This is a genomic window from Phytohalomonas tamaricis (assembly GCF_003012345.1).
Taxonomy (GTDB): domain Bacteria; phylum Pseudomonadota; class Gammaproteobacteria; order Pseudomonadales; family Halomonadaceae; genus Phytohalomonas; species Phytohalomonas tamaricis.
Window position 1 is genome coordinate 1 of sequence record NZ_PVRV01000016.1, and the last position, 26,903, is coordinate 26,903.

Genomic DNA, 26,903 nt, shown 5'->3' on the forward strand with positions numbered 1-26,903 from the left:
TTTTATGCTCGCCACGTAGGATCTTGATCCTGCCCGCCCCCCGGCCCCGCCTGACGGCGTTGCCCGCCGCAGCCCGACTCCCGAACACGCCCACATAAAAAAAGCCCGCCATCGCGGCAGGCGTGGGCGTGGTTATCCGCATGTGATCTCAGCGCAGTTCGTAAAACTCGATCGGCGTGCCGTCCGGGTCGGCAAAGAAGGTGAAGCGCTGATGCGTCAGCTCATCGGTACGGATCGCCTCGCATGTTACGCCGCGTGATTTAAGCATGCTCACCGCACTGTCGAGATCTGTGACACTCAGGGCGAGATGGCGCAATCCGCATGCCTCTGGATAGCTAGGGCGCGGCGGCGGTGACGGAAAAGAAAACAACTCCAGTCGTGCCCCCCCGGGCAGCTGTAGATCAAGTTTGTAGCTCTGTCGTGCTTCTCGCCAGGTCTCTTCAATTATCTGTGCTTCAAGTACTTCAGTATAAAAATGCTTGGCACGGACATAATCTGATGTGATCAAGGCAACATGATGAAAGCCAGCAATGGATAACGACATGGCAACTCCTTCAGTGCGGCGTGACATTAATCAACGTATCAAGCGTTTCCAGGAGCGTATCCATTTCATCATCGGTGCCAATTGAGATACGTAGAAAATCATGCAGTATATCGGTGTTGAAATGTCGTACCAGAATGCCTCGCTCACGCAGTTCACTGAAAACTTCAAGCGCGCTCATACTGCGCGGACGTACGAAAAGAAAATTGGCCTGTGAAGGCAGGACTTCGAAATCGAGTTGCTCCAAACCCCGGCGGGTACGCTCCCGGGTCGTGATAACTGCTTCGCAGCATGCTTTGAAGTGGGCGCGATCCTCAAGTGCGGCGACGCCTGCTGCTATTGCTAGGCTATCGAGTGGGTAGGAATTAAAGGAATTTTTGACACGATCCAATCCCTCAATCAGCTCCCTAGAGCCAATAGCATAACCGATGCGCAGCCCTGCCAAGCTTCGAGATTTAGAAAATGTGCCTGTCACTAGCAGGTTAGGGCAGGTGTCTACCAGCCCGACCGCACTCTCACCACCGAAGTCCGCATAAGCCTCATCAACAAGCACGACACGTTCCGTATGGTGGCTGAGCAACTCTGCTATGGCTGCACGTGAATATCCGTGGCCGGTGGGGGCGTTGGGATTGGCAAAGATGATTCCGCCATTGTCGCTATCGAACGCATCAAGCTGCACACGCCACTGATCATCAAGCGCGACACGCTGAGCCTCAATGGCGTATAGCTGGCAGTAGACAGGATAAAAACTATAGGTGATTTCCGGCATGAGTAATGGTTTGTCATGGCGAAAAAAAGCCTGAAAGGCAAAAGCGAGTACTTCGTCGGAGCCATTGCCTAGAAAAACCTGTTCGGGCTGCACATTATATTCACGCGCCAGCGCGTCGCGCAGCGCGCTGGCGTCCGGGTCTGGATACAGACGTAGATGGTCTATCGGGTACTCACGCAATACGCGCTCGACGCCAGGGGCCGGCGGGTAGGGATTTTCATTCGTGTTCAGCTTGATCAAGCGCGTGCGCGGCTGTTCACCGGGAATGTAGGGCTTCAGCTCCTGAACGCTGGGGCTCCAGAACTTGCTCATGTTGGCTCACTTGGCGAGAAAGGATACGTTCGCTCATGGTGACGCGCCCCTACGCGTCACGCAAGCCTGTTTCTAATGGTGAGAATAGTTTGTTCAGCACACAACTATGATAGACAACGTCATAGCCCATCGATACACACGTTACGCTGGTGCTGAGCGGGATGTCTGGTTCGTTCTCGCTATGATCTGGCCGCCGATGCAATGGGTAGCACTCTGTTGGCTCATAAGGTTTTTAGGAGCACATTATCGAGGCTTATCTGGCCAGAGTTTACGGTGTGTTCTTCGGACACAATTTACTTGACCGGTTGGAACAATTTTGACGAAAGCTTGATAAGCAGCCTAATCATCGCCACATAAAGAGCTACGCTAGACAGGCAAGCTTTTATCAACTGGATGCAAGGAGGCCTCCGTGGCACATTCCAAACTGTTTACTCCGCTCAAGGTTGGTGCACTCGATCTACCCAATCGAATTATCATGGCACCGCTAACACGCTCGCGCACACCGGATACCATTCCTGGTGAAATGCAGCAGACCTATTATGGGCAGCGTGCTAGCGCAGGCCTGATTATCAGTGAGGCAACCAATATTTCACCGACAGCAGTCGGTTATGTTTATACGCCTGGTATGTGGAACGATGAGCAGGAAGCCGGCTGGAAGGGCGTAGTTGAGGCTGTCCATGCCAAGGGCGGCCATATCGCGATGCAGCTGTGGCACGTCGGGCGTGTTTCCCACGAAATGGTCCAACCGAACGGTCAGCAACCGGTAGCACCGAGTGCGTTGCGTGGTGAAGGTGCTCAGGCCTTCGTTGAATTCGAGGATGGCACGGCAGGACGCCATGATGCGAGTACGCCGCGCGCGCTTGAGACCGATGAAATCCCGGGATTGATCGAAGAGTACCGTCAGGCGGCAGAACGCGCCAAGCGCGCCGGCTTCGATATGGTCGAGGTTCATGCCGCCAATGCCTACTTGCTGCAGCAGTTCATGGCGACAGGTTCCAACCAGCGTACAGACCAGTACGGAGGCTCATTAGAAAACCGTGCGCGTTTGCCACTTGAGGTAGTTGATGCGGTGGTGGACGTATTTGGTGCTGACCGGGTGGGTATCCGCATTTCGCCATTCATCGAGATATTTGGCCTCAAGGATGACGAAGCTGAGGAAATGGCCTTTTATCTTGCCGAACAGCTTGATAAGCGTGGGCTTGCCTATTTGCATATCAATGAGCCTGATTGGGCGGGCGGCGATATCAAATTGACCGATGATTTCCGTCAGGCGATGCGCCAGCGTTTTAGCAAGGGCGCAGTGATTTATTGTGGCCACTACACTGCCGAGCGTACCGAGCAAGCGATTGAACAAGGCTATGCTGATGCTGCAGCATTCGGACGCCCTTTTATTGCCAATCCCGACCTGCCTGAGCGTTTCAGATTGAAGGCTGCTCTCAACGAGCCTAATCCCGACACATTTTATGGTGGTGGTGCCGAGGGTTATATCGACTACCCATTTCTCGAGAAGTAATCTCGGTTGAAGAAAGCCAATAGAGGTGGCCGACCCCTATCGCTTAACGTTATGCTGTAGGGTGTCGGCCGCTTAGTTGGCCACTGCCCAAGCATTAGGAGGAAGCTCATGCAGACCAGGACGTTGCTGGCCGGTTCGGCATTGATGGCCCTTTTGGCCGGTTGCGCGAGTTCGGGATCGCAGTCCGGTACGGATACCTCGGCATCACAAAGCGTGCAGAGCAATGAAGTGACCTATAAGGGGTCGCTACCCTGCCGCAACTGTAGTGCTATTGATTTGACGGTTGATTTAAAGGGTAGCGAAGATGCTTCTTCTTCTGAGGCGCGTAGCTTCACCCTTGATGCAGCATATCGCGATCACCCGCAGAACCCACCGGCCGAGCATTACCAGGGGAATTGGGATGTACTCTCGGGCACGCAGAGCGATCCGCAAGCGACAGTGTATGAACTGACGCCTAATGGCGAAGGGCAGGTCTACTATTTTCAGAAGATCGATCCCAGCACGCTGGAGTTGATCGATCCTCAGTTGCGTCGCTTTGAAAACGGTCAGAATCTGCAGCTCAAGCGCCAGCCATAATAGTTATACAGCTTTGTAGAAAGGCGGCTTAAGCCGCCTTTTTGTATTTTTGGTGGCTTAGTCGAAACATTGTACTTAACGCGTTGTACAGGAGCCGCGATGGCAAAAGCGAAGACAGCCTTCGTATGTACCGAATGCGGTGCAGAGTATTCCAAGTGGCAAGGCCAGTGCAGTAACTGTCGGGAGTGGAATACCCTTACTGAGCTGCGTATTGCGCCAGCGCGTAGTACCGGTGGCAGCTCGGCTTCGCGACAAGGCTATGCGGGTAGCTCGTCACAGGTTACTGACCTTTCAGTAGTAGACCTTACTGAGGTCCCTCGATTTTCTTCTACATTCGGTGAGTTTGACCGGGTTCTGGGGGGAGGGCTTGTACCGGGCTCGGCTGTCTTGCTGGGCGGCAACCCGGGCGCTGGTAAATCAACCCTGCTGTTGCAGACCGCTTGCAAGTTGGCGCAGCAGCGCAAGGTACTTTATGTCACTGGTGAGGAGTCGCTCTCTCAGGTGGCAATGCGTGCACATCGTCTGCAGCTGCCCACTCAGGGCTTGAAGATGCTCGCTGAAACCAGCGTCGAGACGATTCTGGCCACCGCTGAGCGTGAACGCCCTGACATCCTGATTATTGACTCGATTCAGACCATGCATCTTGAAGACCTGTCATCGGCGCCGGGTGGTGTAGCACAGGTGCGCGAGTCGGCGGCAGTGCTCACGCGCTTCGCCAAGCAGACCAATACCGTGTTGCTGTTGGTTGGCCATGTCACCAAGGATGGCACCTTGGCTGGGCCGAAGGTGCTTGAGCACATGATCGATGCCTCGCTACTGCTCGAAGGTGGGGCTGATTCACGCTTTCGTACACTTCGGGGCCAGAAGAACCGCTTCGGCGCGGTCAACGAACTTGGTGTGTTCGCGATGCTTGAACACGGTCTCAAAGAGGTCAAGAACCCTAGTGCTATCTTTCTGTCGCGTAGCGAAGAGCTCGCGTCAGGTAGCCTGGTCATGGTGGTATGGGAAGGTACGCGGCCAATTTTGGTCGAAGTGCAGGCCTTGCTCGATGAAACCCAACTTGGTAATCCCCGGCGCGTTGCGGTGGGTCTGGACGGTCAGCGACTGGCCATGTTGTTGGCGGTCTTGCACAAGCACGGCGGCCTTTTCACCGGCGACCAGGACGTTTTTCTCAATGTGGTCGGCGGTGTCAAGGTGCTTGAGACAAGTGCTGATCTTGCCGTGCTGCTTGCGGTCGTTTCAAGCCTGCAAAATCGAGCATTGCCTCGTGAGCTGGTGGTGTTCGGTGAGGTCGGTTTGTCCGGTGAAATACGACCCGTGCCAAGCGGACAGGAGCGCATCGTCGAAGCTGCCAAGCATGGTTTTACGCGTGCTATTGTGCCTCGTGCCAATGCCCCGAAAAAAGCGCCGCCCGGTATGGATGTTATCGCTGTCGACAAGTTGTCCGAAGCGCTCGAGGCGCTTTAATCGCAAGAGCTCGGCTGCTGCTTGCCAGGCATGATTACGCTAGCATTCCTTCAGTGCCACGACGCATGCGGATATCCGATTCACGCTCAGTTCAAGGAGGACTGAATATGCCCTCGATTCGTCTGACTCAATACAGCCACGGTGCTGGCTGTGGCTGCAAGATTGCTCCTGATGTGCTCGATACTATTCTCGCTAATGCAGGCCCCGGCGCGTCAAGCGATAAACTGATTGTAGGTAATCAGGATCGAGAAGATGCCGCCGTTTACGATATTGGTCATGGCCAAGGGTTGATCGCAACCACCGATTTTTTCATGCCGATCGTTGATGATCCTTTTGATTTCGGCCGTATCGCCGCAACCAATGCGATCAGTGATGTCTATGCGATGGGGGGCAAGCCAATACTGGCGCTGGGCATCTTGGGCTGGCCTATCGACAAACTACCCGCTGCGGTGGCGGGTGACGTCATTGCGGGTGCCCAGACGGTATGTCGCGAACTGGGTCTTGCCCTGTCTGGTGGTCACTCCATAGACACCCCGGAGCCCATCTTTGGACTGGCGGTCAATGGGCTGGTTGATCTCAAGTATCTCAAACGCAACAACGCGGCCAAGCCTGGCGACCGGCTTTATCTGACCAAACCGCTGGGTGTAGGCATGCTGACAACGGCGGAAAAGCGCGGTTTGTCGAGTAATGATCATCAGATGCTGGCCCGCGATACGATGCTCAAGCCCAATTCAATCGGTATGGCATTGGCCAGAGTCGAGGGGGTACACGCCATGACTGATGTGACCGGCTTCGGTTTGGCCGGACACCTCGGTGAAATGTGTACAGGCAGCAATGTGGCTGCCCATATTGATTTTGCCAAGCTACCCAAGCTTGCCGCTGCTGAAGGCTATCGGCGACAGGGGGCGGTTCCCGGTGGGACTGCGCGTAACCGGCAAGCGATGGGTGAACTTCTGCCGGCGATGGATGAAGCACACTGGCAATGGCTCTGCGATCCACAGACCTCGGGCGGATTGCTAATCGCGGTTGATCAGGCTTGGGAAGATGACGTAGAGCGCGTCGGACGCGAGCATGGCCTGACGCTTGAAGCTTTTGGCGAATGTGTATCGCGCAAGGGCAAAGCGGTCATCGAGGTTGTCAGGTGAGTTCAGCCGCTAGAGCAGGGGGTGATACGCCGCTGATAGCGCCATCGCTGTCGCTATTGCAGGACTCCACCTTGATTGACGTTCGTGCACCGGTTGAGTTCGCTCAGGGGGCGCTGCCCGGGGCAATTAACCTGCCGCTGATGGATGACGATGAGCGGCGTCAGGTGGGGACATGTTTCAAGGTGTCTGGACAGGGCGCTGCCATAGCCTTGGGCCAGCGGCTTGTTGATGGTCGACTGCGTGAGGCGCGCATCAGGGCATGGCGGGAGTTGGCATGTTCTCATCCTGATGCAGTGATCTATTGCGCACGCGGTGGGCTGCGCTCACAGACGGCGCAACAGTGGTTGAATGGAGCCGGTGTGGCGCTGCCGCGGATCAAAGGCGGTTTCAAGGCGATGCGTCAGCTTCTTATGGCGCAGATTGAAACGGCCGCTGGCCAGCCAATGTTAATCGTTGCTGGACTCACCGGTTGCGCCAAGACGGCATTGATCAATCGTATTGCTCACGGTATCGATTTGGAGGCGCATGCACGTCATAAAGGATCGAGCTTTGGCCGTCGTCCAGGGCCCTTGCCGTCACAAATAGATTTTGAGCATGCGTTGGGACTGGACTTGGCGCAAACCGCAGCGCCCTATGTGTTTGAAGACGAGTCACACCGTATCGGTGATGTGGAAATCCCCTTGCCTTTGTGGCAGACGATGCTTAAGGCGCCTCGCGTCAGAGCCGAGATGCCTCTCGATTGGCGCCTTGAACAGATTCGCAAGGATTATATCGAGGATCTTTGGGAGATCTATCAGGCTCAATATGGCCTTTGGCTCGGCTGGACGCTGATGCGTCGTCAGCTTTCCTCTGCGTTGATGAGGCTACGTAAACGGCTAGGGGGTGAACGTCTGGCTCGGCTTGTCCAATTGCAACAGATGGCGTTTGAGGCGCATGAGCGTGGCGATAGCCATGCCCATGAGGCATGGCTGGCCCCGCTTCTGACCGAGTACTATGATCCAATGTATCACTATCAGATCGAGAAAAACGAAACCCCTTTCGTACACGTTGGCGATTGGGACAGTTGCCTTGCGTTCGTCCGGCAATGGTGTGCTGAACAAGTGCCGCGATAGGTTTGAACCAAGCGCCTAGCGAGCAGTGTTGAGCCAGTCCAGCAGCAAGCGATCAAGCAGTGGAGCAAGACGGTCAAAGCGCTTGGATGTAGACAAGATTTCATCGAAAGATTGAACGTAAGGCCCCGAGCCGCTCAAGGCACTAGCGTGATGAACCGCTAGGGCGCGCACCCATGGCGCGGTGACTTCGAGATGAAACTGCAGCGCCACGACGCGTCCATCGTCCCAACTGAAGCCTTGTACCGGGCTTGCTGGCGTGGCGCCGATCGGGGCGGCATCATCAGGCAGGCCGAAAATATCACTGTGGCAGTGAAACGCTTCGAACGTGGCAGGAAGGGCCAGTTCGCATTCATCACTGCGTGTTACGGTATGCCAGCCGAGCTCTGTATAAGTGCCCCGCGAAATAATGGCGCCGAGCGCCTCGGCAATCAATTGGGCGCCGAAGCCAATGCCAAGCACTGGCTTGGCGCTATTGAGCGCGCGCTCGATCAGCTTGCGTTCGCGCTTGATCCAAGGATGTGCATCGGGATCTTCGGTGCGCATTGGCCCGCCGAGCACGACCAACGCATCGAATTCCGATAGCTGCGGTGGGATTTCGCCAGCATAGAGATGACGTGTATTGTGACTATGGCCCATCCCCGTTAGCCAGTCGGACAGTCGGGCCGGATCTTCGTAGGCGGCGTGCTGAAGGAAATAAATATGCATGATATCGCCATAATAAAGAACGCATTCCATTGCGCTCAGTGAATTAAGCAGAGCTTTGGCCAGATACGAGTATATGAAAGACGAGCTACGCGAACAGATTACCACTATCGTTGCGCAAATCCCTCCCGGACGAGTGACGACCTATGGTGCTATTGCGTACATGACCGATGGCGCTACGGCACGCTCGGTTGGCGCGGCACTGCGCATGCTGCCGCCCGGCCATGGCTTGCCCTGGCATCGTGTCGTCAGCGCCGGTGGGAAACTGGCTGATCATGGCGGTGCCGCTGAGCAGCGCCAACGTTTGCAAGAGGACGGTATCGTCTTCGATGCAAAAGGCCGCATTCCTCATCGGTTCATGTGGCCCTAGGTGACATAGTGATACGCCCCCCCATTCTTATCCATAGCGCTGGCATAGCCGTTATGGGTGTCCTGTGATGAGAGCTGATACATGAGTACTGAAAATGCGTCGTTGGAAGTACGGCTGGATGGCCTGGAAGGGCGTGCTGCCGTTGCCTTCATGGCTACGCTGACCGAGCGTCTACTGCCCAACTATATGCTCTATGCTGAATTGGGCGGACAGGGTGATACCAAGAGTGTTCGTGTCATGCTCGATCTGGTCTGGGAGGCATTGAATGTACGTGATGCCAAAATAGATTTTGCACGTCAGGCCGACAAGCTTACCGAAATCGAGCCTGACATTGACGAAGATCAAAGTTTTGGTGCCCGCGTAGCGCTCGACACCACCATGGCATTATCGTGCTGTCTCGATGCTTTGCAAAATGCCCTGCAGAAAAAGAAAGATAGCGAGTCACCTGTTGAGGTCAGTCGTCTATCGATAGGCGGTGTCGCACGTTATATCGAACTCAGCGAAGGGGACGGGCTTGATGACGATGCCCTGACCGCGCATATCGAGGCGCATGCCCTGATGGCGGATGAGTGCGCGTTTCAGTACGTTGTGCTTGAACTGGTGGAGCAAGCACCGCTTGACCGTGATCGGTTGCGTGAGCTGCGTCGGCTAGGGCGCAACGAGGGCGTTAGTAATATTGGTTTGTCGACCAATGATGAGTGAACTGTAAGAAAGCATAACGGAGAAATGAATCAGCGATGACCTGACGACTGCCGGATCATCGCTTTTCGAGACATTTTTTGCGATCTTTCTAGTTTAACGATCCATCATCCAAGACGCATCGTAATGCCGTGTGCGGCCATGTGTTCTTTGGCCTGTTGTACGGTGTATTCACTGAAGTGGAAGATGCTGGCGGCGAGTACTGCGTCGGCGCCGCCATCCTTCACACCGGCGACCAGATGATCAAGGTTGCCGACGCCACCAGAAGCGATGACCGGTACGGATACAGCGTCGCTGATTGCGCGTGTCACACCGATATCGAAACCGGCTTTGGTGCCATCGCGGTCCATGCTGGTCAAAAGCAATTCACCAGCACCGTAATTGACCATTTGCTGGGCCCACTCGACAGCGTCAAGCCCAGTAGGGTTGCGTCCGCCATGGGTGAATATTTCCCAGCGTGGCGTTTCGCCTTCTGCGCTGACACGCTTGGCATCTATTGCGACCACGATGCATTGGCTGCCGAAGCGCTCGGCAGCTTCCTGTACAAAATCGGGGTTGGTCACGGCTGCGGTATTGATCGATACCTTGTCGGCGCCAGCATTGAGCAATGCGCGAATATTATCGCAGCTGCGGATGCCGCCACCCACGGTTAATGGGATGAACACCTCACCGGCGATACGGCTGACCATTTCGATAGTCGTGCCACGCGCTTCGTGGCTGGCGGTAATATCAAGAAAAGTGATTTCGTCGGCGTTCTGTTCGTTGTAGCGTTTGGCCACTTCAACGGGATCGCCGGCATCACGAATGCCGACAAAGTTAACGCCTTTGACCACTCGACCGCGGTCGACATCAAGACAAGGGATAATACGTTTGGCCAGGTTCATGGTCAGCTCCTTTCAAAGGCATCGCAAAGCGCCTGCGCTTCGCTGACATCAAGACTGCCTTCATAAATGGCACGCCCGGTGATAGCGCCGAGAATTCCAGAGGGTGAGGCTTCGGCGAGCTTACGGATGTCATCGAGGTTGGTGACGCCTCCTGAAGCGATTACGGGCACCCCGCCTTGGCGCGCAAGATCAACGGTCGCTTCGATATTGACGCCCTGCATCATGCCGTCACGGGCGATATCGGTGTAGACAATTGATGACACGCCATCATTAGCAAAGCGCTTCGCCAGCTCAGTCGCCTTTAGCGTCGAGACTTCAGCCCAGCCATCGGTAGCGACATAACCTTCATGAGCATCAAGGCCAACAATGATATGACCGGCGAACTCACGACACATGGCGGTAACGAAATCCGGCTCCTTGACAGCCTTGGTGCCGATGATGACGTAGGAGACACCGGCATCAAGGTAGTGCGCTATAGTCTCGGGCGAGCGAATGCCGCCCCCAATCTGGATCGGCAAATCAGGATACGCTCGCGCTATGGCGGTAACTGCTTCACCATTGACCGGTTTACCTTCGAAGGCGCCGTTTAAATCGACGAGATGCAACCGGCGTGCACCTGATTCGACCCAGCGTGCCGCCATGGCAACGGGATCTTCACCATAGGTAGTGGCGTCTTCCATCCGGCCCTGGCGCAGGCGAACGCAATGGCCGTCTTTCAAGTCGATGGCGGGAATGACCAGCATGTCGTGTCCTTCTCTTCTTTTAATGGCGTTGCGTTCGATACGCGCCGCTTGGGCGTCAGGGTGACCAGTGAACGAAGTTGGAGAGTAACTTGAGTCCGGCGCCAGCACTCTTTTCTGGATGAAACTGTACGGCAAACACCGCATCACGGCCGGTAGCAATATGGGCACGGTGATCACCGTATTCAGTGATTCCGAACACATGCTCGTCCCGTTCAGCTGCAACATAATAGCTATGCACGAAGTAGAAGCGCTCCCCGGTGGGGATGCCTTCCCATAGGGGATGCATGTGATGCTGATGAACCTGGTTCCAGCCCATATGCGGTACTTTTAATCGCTCACCCTGAGCATCATGCATGTCAGCATTGAAACGGCTTACGCGCCCGGGTAGATAGCCCAGACAGCGCACCCCACCGTTTTCCTCGCTCTTGTCCATCAACATCTGTTGGCCGACACAGATGCCCAGCAGCGGTTTGTTGGCATCTGCGAGCAACTCCTTGACCAGCCCGGTCAGCTCGGTGCGCTCAAGCTCACTCATACAGTCGCGGATAGCTCCCTGCCCAGGCAATACAATCCGCGTTGCCCCTTTGATGGCACGGGCGTCTCGGGTAATGGTTACGCGCTCTTCGGCAACATGTTCGAGTGCCTTGGCCACGGAGTGCAGGTTACCCATTCCGTAATCGATTATGGCGATGGTCATGTTGTTCCTCGTGTGTAGAGCCGCTCACTTAAAGGCTGCCTTTGGTCGAGGCGATGCGCCCAGCCATACGATCATCCATGGCAATTGCCATGCGCAGCGCCCGTCCGAAGGCTTTAAAGATGGTCTCGGCCTGATGATGGGCATTGAAGCCTTTCAAGTTGTCGATATGTACGGTTGCGCGGGCGTGATTTGCAAATCCCTGAAAGAACTCAGCAATCAATTGGGTGTCAAAACGGCCAATCAGATCACGGGTGAACTCGACGTCCATGAACAACCCCGGGCGACCTGAAAAGTCGATGACAACACGTGACAAGGCTTCATCAAGGGGGACATAGGCGTGGCCATAACGATAAATGCCACGTTTATCTCCCAATGCTTGGGCGAATGCCTGGCCTAGTGTGATGCCAAGATCTTCTGCGGTGTGGTGATCATCAATATGCAGATCACCCTCGGCCTTGATATCGAGATCGATCTGGCCGTGGCGAGTTACCTGGTCGAGCATGTGCTCAAGAAAAGGGATGCCGGTCACTGCGTTGAGGTGACCTTCGCCATCCAGGTTAACGCGCACCTCAATACGGGTCTCGGAAGTATCGCGTGACACGGTCGCAATACGCGCGGAACGCTCAAGGCTCTCCATCGGGAATCTCCATCAGGGCGTTTTCAGCGCTGTGTGCGGGCGGAAAAGGATGACAGTTCTTGAAGAGACATTATAGAGAATCGCCCCTGCCATCCGCTACACTATTGCCTTGCTGCGCAGCGCTACGGTGGTGTTTATATCGAGTTTTGCCATGGTCTTGATCAAGATAGGGTGCCTTTCGGCCGTAATCCTATCTAAACGGGTGTAGACCGCAGGTATCATATTGTTTGATCGGGCCAAGTCATCGGCGGCACACCGGCTGTTGTCATGCAGCCTTTAATGTATTTTAGCTGGTATGGGAGAACGTCGATGAAAGCGCTGTTCCGGGCTCTGCTTGCCGCGGTAGGTGTCCTTGCCCTGCTCGTGGTCTGTGGGGTTATTTATGTCACGACGTTTCTCGACCCCAATGAGCTTAAGCCGCGTCTGGTTGAGGCCGTGCATGAAAGAACCGGTCTTGATCTTACACTCAATGGCCCCCTCTCCTGGACATTCTATCCTCGCCTCGGTGTGACTATCGAGGATGCCGAAGCTCGCTTGCCCGATCAGCCGGAACAGGATAGCCCCTTTGCGGCGTTCAAGCGCGCCGATGTCAAAGTGAAGTTTGCTCCTTTACTTGCGGGAGATGTCTCAATCGATGGCATCACGCTTGATGGCTTACGCCTTGAACTAGTGCGTGATGAGCAGGGGCAAGGCAACTGGGAGATGCTCATTGCACAGATGGCACAGGACGACGATACGGTAAGCGACACACGTCCGCGAGAGGCGCCGCGGAGTATCAACGATGCCGCTAACCGGCCGCTTGGCGTGGATATCGCTAATGTTCAAGTCACTGATAGTCAGGTGCACTATGTGGATGTTCAGCACAACCGTGACCTGCGGCTAACCCAGTTGGCGCTAACAGGTACCAATGTTTCGCCAGGACGATCGTTTCCACTTACGCTTTCATTTGATCTTGCCAGTAGCCAGCCAGCACTGACCAGCCACGTTGAATTGGCAAGCAAGGTGCAAATCAATCTGCGTGAATCACGCTATCAGTTGCAGCAGTTAGCGCTCAAGACCACTTCTTGGCTACCTGAATTGGCGACAGAGCAGACGCAAACGGTTAATTTGAACGCTGATAACGTAGTAGCAGATCTTGCTCAAAAGCAGTATCTCATCAATGGAGCAAGTATCATTGGCAATGCCAGACTTCCACAGCTCACTTCCCATGAGCTGCCATTTGCTCTCGCTTTCAATGCTGACGCTGCGCTGCAGGAACAGACGGGGCATGTGCGCAATATCGTATTGACCAGTGGCAAAAACCTCAATCTAACGGGAGAGCTGACGTTTAGCCAACTGATGGATAAGCCGAAGTACAACGGCAATTTACAACTATCCCCCATGGACTTACGTGCCTGGTTGGATCGCCTCGACATTGAACCCTTACATACCGCTGACCCTGACGCATTGACGAACGTCAGCCTGGCTTCACCGTTGAGCGGTGATCTTGATCATGTTGATCTTACCAATGTGACACTTGGCATCGATGATCAGACGTTTTTGGGCCAGCTAGGCGCTCAGCTGGACGGTAAGAGCGTCGATTTCAATCTGCAGGGCGATCGTCTCGATCTTGATGCTTATCTTCCGCCTGCAGAGGAAAAAACCGAAGATACAACAGCCATGCTCACAGGGTTGGGGATTGCTCCTGTACTGGCGGCAAGTGAAGGGGCCGAACAGTTACCTGTCGACTGGCTGCGTACGTTCGCCTTGAATGGCACAATCAACGTGGGGGAGCTAAAGATCAAGGACATGCTGCTCACGGATGTGGCACTGCGTGCGACGGGAGGCAACGGCTTGCATCGTCTCGAACAGCTATCAGCCAATCTTTATGGTGGCACTCTCAAGGCCAATGGGGAGCTTGATGTGCGTAAGACTCCGGCACAGTTGAGCATGGATGAGACGGTAAGCGATGTACAGCTTGAGCCGCTACTCAAGAATGCTGCCAACCGTGAGCAGCTGATTCGTGGCAAGTTGGCGCTTAACGGTAAGTTCACGTCGAGCACTAATACTTTGGATGCCTTAGTTCGTAATTTAAATGGGAGCGCCACTTTCTCTATCACTGATGGAGCAATACTCGGAACGAATATCTCTCAACAGCTATGTACAGCGGTAGCAGCTCTACAGGGCAAGGAGTCGTCACGAGAATGGGGGGCTGATACGCCATTTGATCACTTCGGCGCGACCGCTAAAGTGAGTGATGGTGTCGTTCATAATGATGATTTGTTGATTACTGTTCCCGGGATAGAGCTGGCGGGTAAGGGGGAGGCAAACCTTGCTACTACGCGGTTTGACTATGCGCTCGGAGCAAGATTCATCGATACGGCCGACCAGCAGGCCTGTAGTGTTAGTGATAAGTTGCAGAAAGTCCGCATCCCAATCCGTTGCGAGGGCGAGTTCACAGGTGAGCCGCAGCAATGGTGCTATTTCGATCGTGAAGGGGTTCAACAGGTATTAATGAACCTTGCCACTGATGAGGGAAAAAAGAAGCTACAGCAACGGTTGAATGAAACACTCGATGGTGATCTGGGCAAGAAAATCGATGAAAAGCTCGGGGAAGATTCTGGTAAGGAACTTCGCAATGCCATCCAAGGCCTTTTTAAATAAATATTCCTTGGGTTAGTTGATGAGCGCTGGAGAGATTCTCTAGCGCTTTTTTATTGATGCGTTGTCCTGCACCTGACGCGCGATGGCTATGATTCATTCAGGGCGTTGGGGCGGGTAACGTCCTTTTATGCTTGGCAAAACTATTGATGAAACTATGCACGAAATAGCGCTTGATGCCGGAGAGTTCCAGTCGCGAACTCTTGAATGGTTCGATCAATACGGACGTACACATCTGCCTTGGCAGCAGCAAAAGTCGCCATATCGGGTCTGGGTCTCGGAAATCATGTTGCAGCAGACCCAAGTCGCAACGGTTATCGATTATTACCAGCGCTTCATGGCCCGCTTCCCTGATGTCCAGGCGCTAGCTGCAGCTAGTCAGGATGAAGTGCTGCACCTATGGACAGGCCTTGGCTACTATGCAAGGGCACGCAATCTTCATAAAGCGGCACGGCAAGTTGTCGATGAGTTCAATGGCGAGTTTCCGACCCATAGTGTTGAAGCATTAAGCAGTTTGCCTGGCATCGGACGCTCAACGGCCGGTGCGATCATCAGCATCTCGACGGGACAGCGTGCAGCGATACTCGATGGCAACGTCAAGCGAGTACTTACGCGGTTGCATGCCGTTGAAGGCTGGCCGGGCAAGCCGCAGGTTGAACGTACATTATGGGATCTTGCCGAGCGCTACACTCCTGATTCGCGCGTGGCGGACTATACCCAAGCAATGATGGATCTCGGCGCCACACTTTGCACACGTCGCCGGCCCAGTTGCTTGCTATGCCCCTTTGCGGATGTGTGCGTTGCGCACGCACGTGGAGAGGAGCATGGCTTTCCACAGGGCAAGCCCAAAAAGACCTTACCGGTGCGCGCAGCTTATATGCTGCTGCTTCATGATGAAGCTGGTGCAGTATGGCTCGAGCAACGTCCATCTACGGGCTTATGGGGTGGCCTATGGGGCTTCCCTGAGTTTAATGATCTGGAGGCACTGCAATTATGGATAGATCGCTATGCGCCTCAGGCAGTGCTGGATAAGCCCTGGGGTGGATTTACTCATACGTTTAGCCATTTCCGCCTCGACATTACGCCCTGTCCTGCCAGACTAGGGCGAGCTTTCGACCAGGTGACGGAGACGGGGCAGCTTTGGTACAACCCTAAGCAGCCTGTCAATATAGGGCTGGCGGCACCGGTCAAGGCGCTACTTGAAAAATTGCTGCAGAGCATCTATTCACAGGGGAGCACATATGACGCGCAAGGTATTTTGTCGCAAGTATCAGCAGGAAATGGAAGGGCTTATGATGCCGCCCTTGCCGGGACCGAAGGGGCAGGATCTATTCGATAATGTTTCCAAGCAGGCATGGGAAGAGTGGCAGCAACTGCAGACACGTCTGATCAATGAAAAGCATCTCAATATGCTTGACCCTGATAGCCGCAATTACTTGATGGTGCAGATGGAACGCTTCCTTGCCAACGAAGAAACTGACTTGCCGTCAGGCTATGTACCTCCGGCTCATTGAGTAGTCAGGGAGTAATATGCCGGATGTATTTTTGTTTGGAAAAATCTTTCATAAAAAAATGAGGTAAGTGCTTGACCCAATAATCGATTTTAGGTTTAATGTGCGCCGTTGGCAGCGGCCAGATAGCTCAGTTGGTAGAGCAGGGGATTGAAAATCCCCGTGTCGGCGGTTCGATTCCGTCTCTGGCCACCACACTGCTGGGGTATAGCCAAGTGGTAAGGCACCGGTTTTTGGTATCGGCATTCCCAGGTTCGAATCCTGGTACCCCAGCCACGCCAACGCTTATAATTTGTAACGTAAGCTGTATATGCCGGCTTAGCTCAGTTGGTAGAGCAACTGACTTGTAATCAGTAGGTCGAGGGTTCGACTCCTTCAGCCGGCACCATTCTAAGGCCCTGAATATCAGGGGATTAGAATAAGAAAAACCGCCTATAAGGCGGTTTTTTCGTATGTGCGTACTACTGACTGTTTTCTTATCCTGCCTCTGAAGAAAGGTTCGCCCACGGTACGTGCAATTGGAAAGGTCCATTATTATCGTACTATGGATGTTATTTACATCCTACGTCTTGTGATGGGCGCCCTCTGCGCGGTCAATAACGTTGTGCTTAAAATTGCGTAATTAGAATTGCTGACCTTCAGTAATTAAGCTTTCCTCAAGCGTTAACTTCATACTATCTTTGATGCTAGATTAAACAAATAAATCTAATGTGAGGATTGGAGATAGAACTTATATAAACTTTTTACGCTATGGGGTCTAGCGCTCTTAGGGTTATATGCTACCGGATAGTTATTCTATTTACTTAGAGTAATTATGCCCAAGTTATCCCAATTTAATAATGAGTTAATCAAGGTGTAGTGCAGTTAAAAACGGATAGCCTAAGCGGCAAAGTGTGCAGAGGAATATCGTTTTATAATTACGAACTGCAATCATTTAGCCGCCTCCTATGGGGCGGCTTTTTTATTGATGTTTCTATATTCCGTTTGAATTAGGGATTAGAGATCGCGAAGTGTGGTACACAACGTATATCTGATAGGGGTTGGCTAAATGAAGATGGGCAAGGAAATGTGGTGATGCATTAACAATGCATGGGCAGTAGCGCTAGCATAATAGATAGCTTATTAATCCCTCTAAAAAATCATATATCAACGCAACGATGGCACGTTGAGTTGTATAAGAATGACAGGCTAAAGAACGTTTTATGTGAATGGCAAAAGCTAATAGCTTGTTTAGTAGGAAAGTATTTGATATTAACTGGGAGCGACGTAGGTAAAAGCTGTACTAAAAAAATAGCATATATTTATTTTAGATGTGACTTCAGTTATCAAAAGGATGCGATATATTATTTGTCAATGCGATAAAGTTAGATTTTCTTAATCAAGCGTATCATCCAGTTTCACTATAATTATTGTAGTTATTTTGACAAATAGAGGAATGTTAGCCGCGCCATGATGCCGCGCTAATAGACGCGGCCACTATGCCAATAACAATGACCAATAATTTGAACATTCCCTAAATTTTCAGGAGGAATGACTTCCGGAGCATAATGATTGTTATCAGAAGATAAACGTAATGAACCGTCAGATAAAAGCTGCACACGCTTTATACGTAATTCATCACCTACGCGGATAACAAAAACACCATCTGGGCGTGTAATGGCACGATTTATAAGAACGGTATCTCCATTCTTAAGCGTTCCGTCCATTGAGTCCCCTATTACCCGCACGGCCACAAGGTCTTTAGCATGTAACCCTTCCTTGGCAATCCAATCGTTGCGAAAGCTAAGGTAGGTTTCAACATGTTCGTTATCAAATAGCCGGCCTGGTCCAGCAGCAGCTTCTATATCGTACAAAGGGACACCTACGAAATCCTTGAGTGAATAACGTAAGCCTCTTTCATCCTGATCCATTTCACTAATAATCGGAGCAGGGGCAGTTCCTGAAGGAGGCGCTCCCTTACCCAGGATAAGCCAATCTAAGCTTGCATTATATTCAACTGAAAGTTCAATGCATTCGTCTATTGGAACCGTGCCACGCTTTTTCCAATTATGAATGGCACTTGTTGATTTACCAAAACGCTTGGCTAGTTGATAATCCGAGCTGACGCCCATCAGTTGCTTCATACGTCCCATGATAGCTGCAGTGATAGCTATTTTTTCATCGACTTCGGTATATTCGATAGTCATAATCCATAGCCTTAAAGTTGACCAATCCCCATATTGGGCATAATATTGCCGTTAAAGCTTTACTGAACATATAGGAGCTTACTACATAAATTGTGTTATGTCCGCTAAGTGGCAAACGATGGTTACAAGAAAATCTTGTTGGTTAGTAACTTTGAGTTGACGTATCAAAATGCAATCTGAGCCGATAGTTGGAGGAGTCTATATGGAACGTAAAACAAGTTTGCGCCTTAGTTGCCCACACTGTGATGCTTTTGCTCGTGTCCGTAAAAGTCAGCAGTTAACCCCGCTATATCGTGAGGCAGTAGTGGAGTGTCAAAATCCTGATTGTGGGTGGAGAGGGAAGCTAGCTCTTGAAATGACACAAACGCTGACGTTTAGTCAGAGTCCGAACCCAGACATATCTCTTCCTCTTGCTCCGCGCTTGAGAAATACGTTCATGCAGCAAATGTCAGCTCACTAATCGATAACAAAGAAGATCAATTCTTATCATGAGAAAAAAAGCTGAATTGCAAGATTATAAGCCGATAGGTATAGCGCATGAGGTAGGAGAGCTGACCGTGCTGCATGGCGGTCAGCAGTCTCATTATAATTCTGCGCTTCTAATCACTTTTGAAGATGCAGTATCGCTTCAAAATGCTTTAGAGCTAAAGCATTGCTCTTATTTTTTTGAGTACGAATATATCGCAATGAAACGCCTAAAGTCCTGAGTGTCATAAGGATCTTCATATATCGAACAGCTTTCCCCACTCTTCGTCTGTTTCTTTATATTTAAAGCGTGTCAAACCGGCAGTAGGTGTAAAGGTCATTTCACCAAAATAAATATGCTCTTCAACAATATAAAAGTCGACTCGGACATATGAAAAACCTTCAGCAAGCTTAAGGGCAAGTTCTATTCCTTTGTCGAGCATCTTAGGCTTCGCAATAGCTTGCCCAGAGCTGTATTTGTCTTCTCTTATATCGATAAGATTCCAAGCCTGGTCATAGAAATCAACTTTATAGTTAGTAAAGCGATCATGGGCTACTTCTATGAATACAACCGGATCTTCGCCTTCCTTCTTAAAACAGTGGAATTTAAAGTCTTTAGGTACCTGATGGTTTTCATCAAGTAAAAGTCTTTCAAATATCAAACGAGGCTGGATCCGCTTATAATGATTTTCTCGGCATATTTTATAAAAATTATGAGATAGCCACTCTGTACTTAAATTGTAAAGGTAAGGGAAAGTATATTGTGACTTATCGTGAACTAGAAGATTGTATCCAAAGCCATGGTTAGCTTTCATCACAAAGCTATTAGGAAGCTGAGCGAATAGTTTGGGCGAGATACTAGATGCTATCTTGTAGCATGGAACTAAATGCTGTTCCCCTATTTTATAGGCAACGTATTCTCGAGCTTCGATTTTATCACTTAGTACAGAAAATATAGGTTGCGGGTGAAGTTTCCGGTAGCAAATTTTTTCATTAAACGTCTTTGGGTTCTTTAAATTAGGGAACTCTCCAAAAGCGCGCTTGTAGCGCAATGGGACATGAAGACGATCTGAAAGCGAATTCATGATATTGCTACGAATAGCAGCCATCATAGCGTTGTAAAAATTCTTTATTTTCCCATTCATTTCGTTGGGCGCTGAACTTTTCATAGCCAAGTCTGACGTGGTGGTATATGACTCGCCCAGATTGTTCCTCATTACCCTAGGCATGAAAGTACTCCTTCGATTTCAATGATAGCATTACTTGCTGCTGTGTTTTGAAGACAGCGCTTTTAATATAAAAGCCTTTAAAAAGGCAGTTGCTATTAACCTGAGATGTCGTTGCAATTCTTGCTTTTGATGAGATAGCTATAAGGTAGCTGGGTATAAATATTGCTAAGGACGTTGTAAGTATGCTGAGATCATTGAAGTCAACTTTTTTTGCTTCCTTTAAGCCGTTAAATTGGAGGAAAGTCGAATCCATGAGAGTGATAAGTGATGGTAAAAAAATCATCAGACAGGCTGATGAGGTAATGGCAATGTTGTCACTATTGCTTTTTGATACATGATTAAATGTATTATGGGTAAAAATTATAGGTTTGATAATAGCAATAGACGTATTACGCAAATCGAAACCATCCGATCCCAAATGCCGTATCATACAGGCGCTGATGAACATTTCTTTGAAAAAAAGGATCACCTTTTTTGAAAATTTCCCAAAAGTATCGGTTGCGATCTGATTCATGGCCCGGCGGCTTGCATAAATGGAATACTCAAAAATGATAATTTAATGTATATGAATTACTTTAAATTATGGCACGTAACAATTTGCAAGGATGTGCTGAAGTAAGCAACCTAACCTTTTCTTATGCAGTAAATAGAGCTGTGGGGTTGAATAAGCCCTGTTTGATAGCAGGTCTAATATTTAAGAATGTCGAATTAATAAAATAGTCTGAGTGAAGGGTGCTGTTGCCTTTTAAGAAGCATTTTATGGATGGATTGCCTGTAAATATGAATATAAAACAGGTTTTTGCGCTGAATAGAGAGGTATTCTTTGAATTAAGATGTGGAGCCCATGGCGACCAAATAGCATTTCTTTTTACTTTTATCTCGCATTTTTAATTGGTATGAGTTAGCCGATTAGTTATAAGATAAATTGGAGTGTTTAGAATAAGCGACTGCCATGAAGGTTTTTGCATGGCTGTTATGGCCGTGAGAGGCGCAAATATTCAGCCTTAAGCCAGCAGCGAGAATACTGTTTTTTATAATTCACGCGCCCTATTTGAATTATAATTTATGAGGGCGTAAAAAAAGCGGCTTAGAAGCCACTCAGCTGATGGCATTAATATTAACTCAGAAGAGTTCCTATTAGATGCAACCGCTTGAGTGCTTCTAAGCCGCTTTCCTTAAAGTGGTGGAGGCGGCGGGAATTGAACCCGCGTCCGCCGGTACTCTCCCTTTGGCTCTACATGCTTAGTTTCGTCTTTTGTTTTAACAGCACTGGCTCCGACGAGCAGGATCCAGTGTCGCGATTCTTCTAAGTTTTAACATTTGCCGTGAAGACACCAGCAAATGCGATCCTATCAGTTTTGGCTCTTGCCCATCCACGATGAATAGGCACATCGCTTCAGGGTTAGGCAAATAGCTAACTGCGGTTTAGGCGGCTAGCAGTTCACCTTGAGCATAGTTTTCGTCGTTTGCGACTATATCAATTGTAACGTTTTATTTACGAGATACGTTACGCTCTCGGCATGCACCTCAGGGTTTGCTCCCGGCGTCGAATCCAGAACGCCCCCTTAGAACTAAATAATTCTATCAGAATGATGTATCTTCGCCAAGCTGATAGCGGAAACTAGTTTTGGCTTCGCATGATGCGAGCTTTTTGTCGTTCCCAATCACGTGTTTTCTCTGTGGCACGTTTATCATGGAGCTTTTTGCCGACTACTAAGGCCAGTTCACATTTAACCATGTGGCCTTTCCAGTACAGTTTTAAGGGAACGCAGGTATGCCCCTTATCCTGTGTACGTGAAAAGATTCGGGCAATCTCTTTTTTATGTAACAGTAGCTTACGGGTGCGGTCTGGCTCGGCAATGCTGTGCGTGCTAGTCGTGTTCAGTGGAGTGAAGTGTGAACCTAGCAACCACGCCTCGCCATTTTTGACCAAAATGTAAGTGTCTGTCAGTTGGCCTTTGCCTGCTCGCAGGCTCTTAACCTCCCAGCCTGCCAACGACAGTCCTGCCTCGAACGTTTCTTCGATATGGTATTCATGCCGTGCCTTGCGATTTTGGGCAATGACATTGCTGTTTGGCATGTTGCCTTTTTTCTTGCCCATATGGCCTCTTGTCTTCAACTATCAATAAGTGGTGATCACTCCGAGATGGGGGAAGGCGTGATACCATTCAAGTATTCATATTAAACTCTTGATGATACGCCAGTTGCGTATCTACGTCAGCGGAGAGGTACATGCCCAAAGTTAATCGGTCGGCATTAGTGCGCCATTCCGATCAGGCGATGTTCGATCTGGTCAATGACTTCGAAAGCTATCCGCAATTTTTGCCTGGGTGCCGCAGGGCGCGGCTGCTTGAGCGTGAGCAAAGCTATTTGATTGGGGAGCTTACCCTGGCCAAGGGCGGCATTGAGCAGAGTTTTGTGACCCGCAATGATCTATACGAGCCCCATTGTATCGAACTTTCACTCGTGGATGGTCCCTTTAAGCGACTATCAGGGCAGTGGTTATTCACTTCATTAGGTGAAGATACGTGTAAGGTAGCTTTGGAGCTTGAGTTCGAGTTTGCTAATCGCTTGATCGGCATGGCGTTTAGTCGACTATTTAATCAGATGGCAGGGCAGCTTGTTGATGCGTTCACAAAACGGGCTGATGTGGTTTATGGTCGCTGATAATAATGGGTCAACATGTGCCATTCAGATTGAAGTGGCTTATGCCTGTCCTGATAAGCAACATATCATATCGTTGTCCGTGCCTGTTGGTACGACGGCGCGTGAGGCGTTAAAATACTCTGGTATTGATAGATATTTTTTCGATCTGACGTCAGAGCAACTGGAAAGCGTGGAACTGGGTGTGTTCGGACAGCTCATACGGGATTCGGATAGTTATGTGCTGTCTAGCGGGGATCGGTTAGAGTGCTATCGTGACTTGGTGCGTGATCCGAAACAGGCGCGCATTGCACGCGCCGAACGGAAGCCTGGTTGAAGTGGCTCCAACTGTTATGGAGTTGGGGAGATGGTTGCGCTTGGAGCTCTTGCTGCAGCCGACGCGGGTGCATCATGATTCGATGTTTTAGGCTCTGCCGCGAGGTTGTCTGAAGAGTGTATTTCTGCAAGGCGACTATCATCGAAGGTTAGCGTCACACGCTTCTCAACGATATCGTCTTCTGCAGTCTTCATTCGATAGACATAATCCCACTGATTTGTATTGAAGGGATCTTCTAACAATGGGCTGCCCATGACATATTGCACCTGCTCGCGGGTCATTCCGAGCTGAAGCTGTTGAACCATTTCTGGTTTGATCAGGTTTCCCTGAGGAAGGTCGCGTTTATACACACTGAACAAACTGCATCCAGAGAGCAGTGTAAATACGCAACAAAAGGTGATTACTTTGATCGTGTTTTGCATTTGCTCCTGACTTTCCCTATCGTTTGCCTTAGTCGATCATACCCGATACATCAAGCGACTGCGAAGAGCATGCCATGGCCGATAAGAACCAGGAGTTACGCAAGGCGGGCCTAAAGGTCACCTTGCCCCGTGTGAAAATTCTGCAAATCCTGGAGGCAACTCGAGAAGAAGATCTGCATATGAGCGCGGAAGATGTCTACAAGGCGCTGTTAGAGGCAGGTGAAGATGTTGGCTTGGCCACCGTTTATCGTGTTCTGACGCAGTTTGAAGCGGCAGGGCTGGTCGTGCGCCACAACTTCGACGGTGGACATGCCGTATTCGAAATGTCCCAGGAGGAGCATCATGATCATATGCTCTGTCTGGAGACTGGCGAAGTGGTTGAGTTCTTCGATCATGATATCGAGCGCCGCCAGCGTGAGATCGCTGAAGAGCGTGGCTTTGAACTGGTCGATCATGCCCTTGTGCTTTATGTTCGTCCGAAAGGATCGAACGCAACGCGTCAGGACGGTGGAGGTGGCAATCGCCGCTGAGACTGCATGTATAGCCTATAAAAAACCGCAGGCGTAAAGCCTGCGGTTTTTTGTTTTTCCGTTTTTTGCTCTAGATATCTTTAATCTTTGGCGCTCGTTAATGATGAGGGCGTTGGCTAAGGTCAAGCATCTCGCGAGCATGTGCCAGCGTGCGTTCCGAAAGATTGACGCCACCAAGCATTCGCGCTAGTTCGCGCACTCGGCCTGATTTGTCGAGCAATGCCATACGGGTAAGGGTGGTGTCCTGTTCCGCTTGTTTTTCAATATGAAGGTGTTGGTGGCCTTGTGCGGCGACTTGAGGTAAATGAGTGACGCAAAGCACCTGGCCGTTCGTGCCTAGCTGCCTTAATAGTTGGCCCACTATTTCAGCCGTGGCACCCGAAATGCCCACATCCACTTCATCGAAAACCAATGAAGGAATGGTGCTGTGCTGAGCGGCAACGACCTGGATGGCTAGGCTGACGCGAGAAAGTTCACCACCGGACGCTACTTTAGTGAGAGCGCGTGCTGGCTGGCCAGGATTCGCACTAATGAGAAACTGGACGCGGTCGGCTCCATCGGGCTGCGGTGTGTCGCGATTACTGACACTGACTTCAAAGCGGGCTTTGTTCATGCCGAGAAAAGCAAGCTGTGCTTGGACCTCTTGCCCCATACGTTGGGCTGCGGCCTGTCTGTTGGTAGAAACCTGCTTGGCCAGTGCCCGCCAAGTTTCACGGATCTGTTCGCCTTCATGTGTTAATGCTTCCAGATCTTGGCTGCCTTCCTCTAGGCTGGCGAGCTCGACGCTCAATCGCTGATGGAGAGCAACGACCTCTTCGGGCATGATGTGATGTTTACGTGCAATACGATGAATATCGCCTAGCCGCTCATCGACACGTTGTAGGCGGTCAGGGTCAAGTTCGGTGTTTTCAACGAAGCGGTGAAGCTCACGGCCAGCTTCCTCGACTTGGATGCGTGCCTCTTCAATCATGGCAGCTATGTCGGCAAGTACTCCTTTGTCACTGCCGGACAGAAGAGATAGATGCTGCGCGGCTTGAGTAAGACGAATCAGTGCACCTTGCTCATCGTCATCGCAGTATTGAGCCGCAGCCTGGGCTTCGCTGATAGTCTGTTCTGCATTGGCAAGTGTGGTTTGCTCTTCTTCAAGTGTCGCCAGCTCACCTTCTGCAATAGCGAGATGGTCGAGTTCTTCGACTTGATAGCGTAGGAGTTGGCGTTTGGCCTGAATCTCGTCTCCTGCTTCACGGGCTCGCTTCAAACGGCGACGAATATCCTGCCAGTGTCGAAATAGCCGCCCTAGCTCAGCAATGTCTTCGCTGTGGCCAGCAAATTCGTCCAGTAGGCGCAGGTGTGTTTCTTCGCGCAGCAGTGATTGATGGGCGTGTTGACTGTGGATGTCTATCAAATGTTCGCCAAGCGCCTTGAGATCTGCCACAGGGCATGCTGAACCGTTGATCCACGCCTTGGAACGGCCATTGGCGGTAATGACGCGACGCAACAGGCACTCTTCATCATTGAGGAGCTCGCGTGATGCAAGCCAGGCACGAGCTTCGGGAAGTGCGGCAAGATCAAAGCGGGCCGACAGTTCCGCGCGCTCGGCGTTGTGACGCACGCTACCCACATCGGCGCGCTCGCCCAGGCAGAGTGACAGTGCATCAAGCAGGATCGACTTGCCGGCACCGGTTTCACCGGTAATAGCCGTCATGCCTTTTTGAAAATCGAGTTCTAGATGATCAACGATCGCATAATCATTGATGGCGAGCTGTACCAACATGGTTATCCCCTATGGAGATCACTTGACTGTGTTTTTATACAGGCTATCTACTGAGCCTTCAATCCCCTTCTTTATGCTATCCAACGATTACTTTCTTCATTGCCTTGAGTTCAGACAAAACATCCCCATCTAGGCAACAGTTTCCCAATCAGATTGGTTAAACACCGTTTACGGCAGGAGTTGGAGTTATGGCTAAGAATCCGCAGAACCCGAACCCGGCAGATGAAGAACTCGATCGTGCAACCCGTGATGCTGAGCCTCAGCCGCTCGATATCGATAACGAGAACAATCCGATAGACGATGTTTCTGTTACTCCCGATGAAAGCACTATTGCAGCGTTCGGCGAGGCAAGTGAAGAAGAGTTGAGCATTGATGCGGCGACAACCGCTGATGCTGAGATCAATGCCGATACTGATGTGTTGGCTGCTCGTATTGAAGAGCTGGAACAGGCGCTTGTGACCACAAGGGATCAGTCGCTGCGTGCTGCTGCCGAGGCCCAAAATGCAAGGCGTCGTGCGGATCAGGATATCGAGAAGGCCAGAAAGTTCGCGCTTGAAAAGTTTGTTAAGGAGCTTCTGCCAGTCGTAGATAGTCTTGAGAAAGCGCTTGAAAGCATGGGTGATGATGCTGACCAAGTGCATCGTGAAGGCGTGTCAATGACCTTGAAGCTACAGCTTGATGTATTGAACAAGTTCGGTGTCGTGCAGGTAGACCCGCAGGGCGAACCGTTTGATCCTCAGTATCATGAAGCCATGTCGATGGTCCCCAGCCCATCGCTGGATCCCAATACTGTCATGGATGTAATGCAGAAAGGTTACACGCTGAATGGCCGGCTTGTTCGCCCGGCGATGGTTGTTGTCAGCAAGGCGGCACAGTAGCGCACGCTGTTACGGCAATAACTGCTTGTAAAAAGGGGAAGGCACTTGAAAGGCGTGTGTCAGCCCCCATAAAAGCATTCAACGACGCGGCAACAGCCGTACTGCAGATTGAAGCAATGAT

29 protein-coding genes, 3 tRNA genes and 1 other RNA gene are annotated in these 26,903 nt (G+C 51.1%); 19 read left to right on the forward strand and 14 right to left on the reverse strand.

Annotation, left to right across the window (positions count from 1 at the left end; all coding sequences use genetic code 11):
* Positions 1-148: 148 nt before the first annotated feature.
* Both gloA2 and hisC read right to left on the reverse strand, forming a co-directional pair.
* Positions 149-544 (reverse strand): SMU1112c/YaeR family gloxylase I-like metalloprotein, encoded by a 396-nt coding sequence (gene gloA2 / locus C3Z11_RS01560; protein WP_106475785.1) that lies wholly within the window; start codon positions 542-544, stop codon positions 149-151.
* 10 nt (positions 545-554) lie between these two features.
* Positions 555-1,622, reverse strand: a complete 1,068-nt coding sequence (hisC, locus tag C3Z11_RS01565) for a histidinol-phosphate transaminase (RefSeq protein ID WP_106475786.1) — start codon at positions 1,620-1,622, stop codon at positions 555-557.
* Positions 1,623-2,031: 409 nt separating this feature from the next.
* Between hisC and C3Z11_RS01570 the strand changes: the two genes are divergently transcribed.
* The 5 genes from C3Z11_RS01570 to mnmH all read left to right on the forward strand — a co-directional run bounded on the left by C3Z11_RS01570 (position 2,032) and on the right by mnmH (position 7,435).
* Positions 2,032-3,135 (forward strand): alkene reductase, encoded by a 1,104-nt coding sequence (locus tag C3Z11_RS01570; RefSeq protein WP_106475787.1) that lies wholly within the window; start codon positions 2,032-2,034, stop codon positions 3,133-3,135.
* 108 nt (positions 3,136-3,243) lie between these two features.
* The gene (locus C3Z11_RS01575) at positions 3,244-3,711 is read left to right on the forward strand and encodes a copper resistance protein NlpE N-terminal domain-containing protein (RefSeq protein WP_106475788.1); all 468 of its coding nucleotides are present in this window, start codon (positions 3,244-3,246) and stop codon (positions 3,709-3,711) included.
* 99 nt (positions 3,712-3,810) lie between these two features.
* Positions 3,811-5,178 carry a DNA repair protein RadA gene (radA, locus tag C3Z11_RS01580; RefSeq protein ID WP_106475789.1) on the forward strand — a complete coding sequence of 456 codons (1,368 nt, stop codon included), beginning with the start codon at positions 3,811-3,813 and terminating at the stop codon, positions 5,176-5,178.
* Positions 5,179-5,285: 107 nt separating this feature from the next.
* Positions 5,286-6,323, forward strand: a complete 1,038-nt coding sequence (gene selD, locus C3Z11_RS01585) for a selenide, water dikinase SelD (protein WP_106475790.1) — start codon at positions 5,286-5,288, stop codon at positions 6,321-6,323.
* Entirely contained in the window at positions 6,320-7,435 is a 1,116-nt protein-coding gene (gene mnmH, locus C3Z11_RS01590) for a tRNA 2-selenouridine(34) synthase MnmH (RefSeq protein WP_262927176.1), read from the forward strand. Before selD ends, mnmH begins: the two co-directional genes overlap by 4 nt.
* A 15-nt stretch (positions 7,436-7,450) precedes the next feature.
* On the opposite strand, the gene C3Z11_RS01595 is transcribed toward mnmH, so the two are convergent.
* A complete protein-coding gene (locus C3Z11_RS01595; RefSeq protein ID WP_106475851.1) occupies positions 7,451-8,140 on the reverse strand; it encodes a type 1 glutamine amidotransferase in 690 nt (229 codons plus the stop codon).
* A 73-nt stretch (positions 8,141-8,213) separates the two neighbouring features.
* Here C3Z11_RS01595 and C3Z11_RS01600 point away from each other — a divergent pair, with 73 nt between their 5' ends.
* Positions 8,214-8,507: an MGMT family protein gene (locus tag C3Z11_RS01600; RefSeq protein WP_106475792.1), complete on the forward strand. Its 294-nt coding sequence runs from the start codon at positions 8,214-8,216 to the stop codon at positions 8,505-8,507.
* An 81-nt stretch (positions 8,508-8,588) separates the two neighbouring features.
* Positions 8,589-9,209 carry a YjaG family protein gene (locus C3Z11_RS01605; protein ID WP_106475793.1) on the forward strand — a complete coding sequence of 207 codons (621 nt, stop codon included), beginning with the start codon at positions 8,589-8,591 and terminating at the stop codon, positions 9,207-9,209.
* A 104-nt stretch (positions 9,210-9,313) separates the two neighbouring features.
* Here C3Z11_RS01605 and hisF read toward each other — a convergent pair whose 3' ends face one another.
* From hisF to hisB, 4 genes are read right to left on the reverse strand one after another with little or no spacing between them, the layout of a single operon-like run.
* Entirely contained in the window at positions 9,314-10,090 is a 777-nt protein-coding gene (gene hisF / locus C3Z11_RS01610) for an imidazole glycerol phosphate synthase subunit HisF (protein ID WP_106475794.1), read from the reverse strand.
* 2 nt (positions 10,091-10,092) lie between these two features.
* Positions 10,093-10,833, reverse strand: a complete 741-nt coding sequence (gene hisA, locus C3Z11_RS01615; protein WP_106475795.1) for a 1-(5-phosphoribosyl)-5-[(5-phosphoribosylamino)methylideneamino]imidazole-4-carboxamide isomerase — start codon at positions 10,831-10,833, stop codon at positions 10,093-10,095.
* 55 nt (positions 10,834-10,888) lie between these two features.
* Complete coding sequence (hisH, locus tag C3Z11_RS01620) at positions 10,889-11,530, reverse strand: imidazole glycerol phosphate synthase subunit HisH (protein ID WP_106475796.1); 642 nt, start codon at positions 11,528-11,530, stop codon at positions 10,889-10,891.
* 28 nt (positions 11,531-11,558) lie between these two features.
* Positions 11,559-12,167 (reverse strand): imidazoleglycerol-phosphate dehydratase HisB, encoded by a 609-nt coding sequence (gene hisB, locus C3Z11_RS01625; RefSeq protein ID WP_106475797.1) that lies wholly within the window; start codon positions 12,165-12,167, stop codon positions 11,559-11,561.
* 309 nt (positions 12,168-12,476) lie between these two features.
* Here hisB and C3Z11_RS01630 point away from each other — a divergent pair, with 309 nt between their 5' ends.
* The 6 genes from C3Z11_RS01630 (at position 12,477) to C3Z11_RS01655 (ending at position 16,706) form a co-directional block, all read left to right on the forward strand.
* The gene (locus C3Z11_RS01630) at positions 12,477-14,810 is read left to right on the forward strand and encodes an AsmA family protein (protein ID WP_106475798.1); all 2,334 of its coding nucleotides are present in this window, start codon (positions 12,477-12,479) and stop codon (positions 14,808-14,810) included.
* 154 nt (positions 14,811-14,964) lie between these two features.
* Positions 14,965-16,146 (forward strand): A/G-specific adenine glycosylase, encoded by a 1,182-nt coding sequence (gene mutY / locus C3Z11_RS01635; RefSeq protein ID WP_106475852.1) that lies wholly within the window; start codon positions 14,965-14,967, stop codon positions 16,144-16,146.
* Positions 16,049-16,321: an oxidative damage protection protein gene (locus tag C3Z11_RS01640; protein ID WP_106475799.1), complete on the forward strand. Its 273-nt coding sequence runs from the start codon at positions 16,049-16,051 to the stop codon at positions 16,319-16,321. The genes mutY and C3Z11_RS01640 overlap by 98 nt, the downstream gene beginning before the upstream one ends.
* Positions 16,322-16,437: 116 nt before the next feature.
* A tRNA-Phe gene (locus tag C3Z11_RS01645) sits at positions 16,438-16,513 on the forward strand.
* A gap of 6 nt (positions 16,514-16,519) precedes the next feature.
* Positions 16,520-16,594 (forward strand) — tRNA-Gln (locus tag C3Z11_RS01650).
* Between the two features lie 36 nt (positions 16,595-16,630).
* Positions 16,631-16,706, forward strand: a tRNA-Thr gene (locus tag C3Z11_RS01655).
* 1,072 nt (positions 16,707-17,778) lie between these two features.
* On the opposite strand, the gene C3Z11_RS01660 is transcribed toward C3Z11_RS01655, so the two are convergent.
* The gene (locus tag C3Z11_RS01660; RefSeq protein ID WP_106475800.1) at positions 17,779-18,504 is read right to left on the reverse strand and encodes a LexA family transcriptional regulator; all 726 of its coding nucleotides are present in this window, start codon (positions 18,502-18,504) and stop codon (positions 17,779-17,781) included.
* A 202-nt stretch (positions 18,505-18,706) separates the two neighbouring features.
* Between C3Z11_RS01660 and C3Z11_RS17235 the strand changes: the two genes are divergently transcribed.
* The gene (locus C3Z11_RS17235; protein ID WP_158700894.1) at positions 18,707-18,964 is read left to right on the forward strand and encodes an ogr/Delta-like zinc finger family protein; all 258 of its coding nucleotides are present in this window, start codon (positions 18,707-18,709) and stop codon (positions 18,962-18,964) included.
* A 28-nt stretch (positions 18,965-18,992) separates the two neighbouring features.
* Positions 18,993-19,211: a hypothetical protein gene (locus tag C3Z11_RS01670; RefSeq protein ID WP_106475802.1), complete on the forward strand. Its 219-nt coding sequence runs from the start codon at positions 18,993-18,995 to the stop codon at positions 19,209-19,211.
* Positions 19,212-19,226: 15 nt separating this feature from the next.
* Here C3Z11_RS01670 and C3Z11_RS01675 read toward each other — a convergent pair whose 3' ends face one another.
* From C3Z11_RS01675 to smpB, 4 genes are all read right to left on the reverse strand, one after another.
* The gene (locus tag C3Z11_RS01675) at positions 19,227-20,198 is read right to left on the reverse strand and encodes an ATP-grasp fold amidoligase family protein (protein WP_106475803.1); all 972 of its coding nucleotides are present in this window, start codon (positions 20,196-20,198) and stop codon (positions 19,227-19,229) included.
* Positions 20,191-20,712: a hypothetical protein gene (locus tag C3Z11_RS01680; RefSeq protein WP_106475804.1), complete on the reverse strand. Its 522-nt coding sequence runs from the start codon at positions 20,710-20,712 to the stop codon at positions 20,191-20,193. Before C3Z11_RS01680 ends, C3Z11_RS01675 begins: the two co-directional genes overlap by 8 nt.
* Positions 20,713-21,379: 667 nt before the next feature.
* Positions 21,380-21,763: a transfer-messenger RNA gene (gene ssrA, locus C3Z11_RS01685) on the reverse strand.
* Between the two features lie 56 nt (positions 21,764-21,819).
* Positions 21,820-22,299, reverse strand: a complete 480-nt coding sequence (gene smpB / locus C3Z11_RS01690; protein ID WP_106475805.1) for an SsrA-binding protein SmpB — start codon at positions 22,297-22,299, stop codon at positions 21,820-21,822.
* Positions 22,300-22,430: 131 nt separating this feature from the next.
* Between smpB and C3Z11_RS01695 the strand changes: the two genes are divergently transcribed.
* Together C3Z11_RS01695 and C3Z11_RS01700 are read left to right on the forward strand one after the other, a co-directional pair.
* The gene (locus C3Z11_RS01695; RefSeq protein ID WP_106475806.1) at positions 22,431-22,865 is read left to right on the forward strand and encodes a type II toxin-antitoxin system RatA family toxin; all 435 of its coding nucleotides are present in this window, start codon (positions 22,431-22,433) and stop codon (positions 22,863-22,865) included.
* Positions 22,825-23,178 carry an RnfH family protein gene (locus C3Z11_RS01700; protein ID WP_262927177.1) on the forward strand — a complete coding sequence of 118 codons (354 nt, stop codon included), beginning with the start codon at positions 22,825-22,827 and terminating at the stop codon, positions 23,176-23,178. The genes C3Z11_RS01695 and C3Z11_RS01700 overlap by 41 nt, the downstream gene beginning before the upstream one ends.
* A 14-nt stretch (positions 23,179-23,192) precedes the next feature.
* Here C3Z11_RS01700 and C3Z11_RS01705 read toward each other — a convergent pair whose 3' ends face one another.
* Complete coding sequence (locus C3Z11_RS01705; RefSeq protein WP_106475808.1) at positions 23,193-23,600, reverse strand: outer membrane protein assembly factor BamE; 408 nt, start codon at positions 23,598-23,600, stop codon at positions 23,193-23,195.
* A 74-nt stretch (positions 23,601-23,674) separates the two neighbouring features.
* On the opposite strand from C3Z11_RS01705, the gene fur reads away from it, so the two are divergent.
* Entirely contained in the window at positions 23,675-24,130 is a 456-nt protein-coding gene (gene fur, locus C3Z11_RS01710; RefSeq protein ID WP_106475809.1) for a ferric iron uptake transcriptional regulator, read from the forward strand.
* A 97-nt stretch (positions 24,131-24,227) separates the two neighbouring features.
* On the opposite strand, the gene recN is transcribed toward fur, so the two are convergent.
* Positions 24,228-25,904, reverse strand: coding sequence for a DNA repair protein RecN (recN, locus tag C3Z11_RS01715; RefSeq protein WP_106475810.1), 1,677 nt, complete (start codon positions 25,902-25,904; stop codon positions 24,228-24,230).
* 188 nt (positions 25,905-26,092) lie between these two features.
* Here recN and grpE point away from each other — a divergent pair, with 188 nt between their 5' ends.
* Complete coding sequence (gene grpE, locus C3Z11_RS01720) at positions 26,093-26,782, forward strand: nucleotide exchange factor GrpE (RefSeq protein ID WP_106475811.1); 690 nt, start codon at positions 26,093-26,095, stop codon at positions 26,780-26,782.
* Positions 26,783-26,903: the final 121 nt, after the last annotated feature.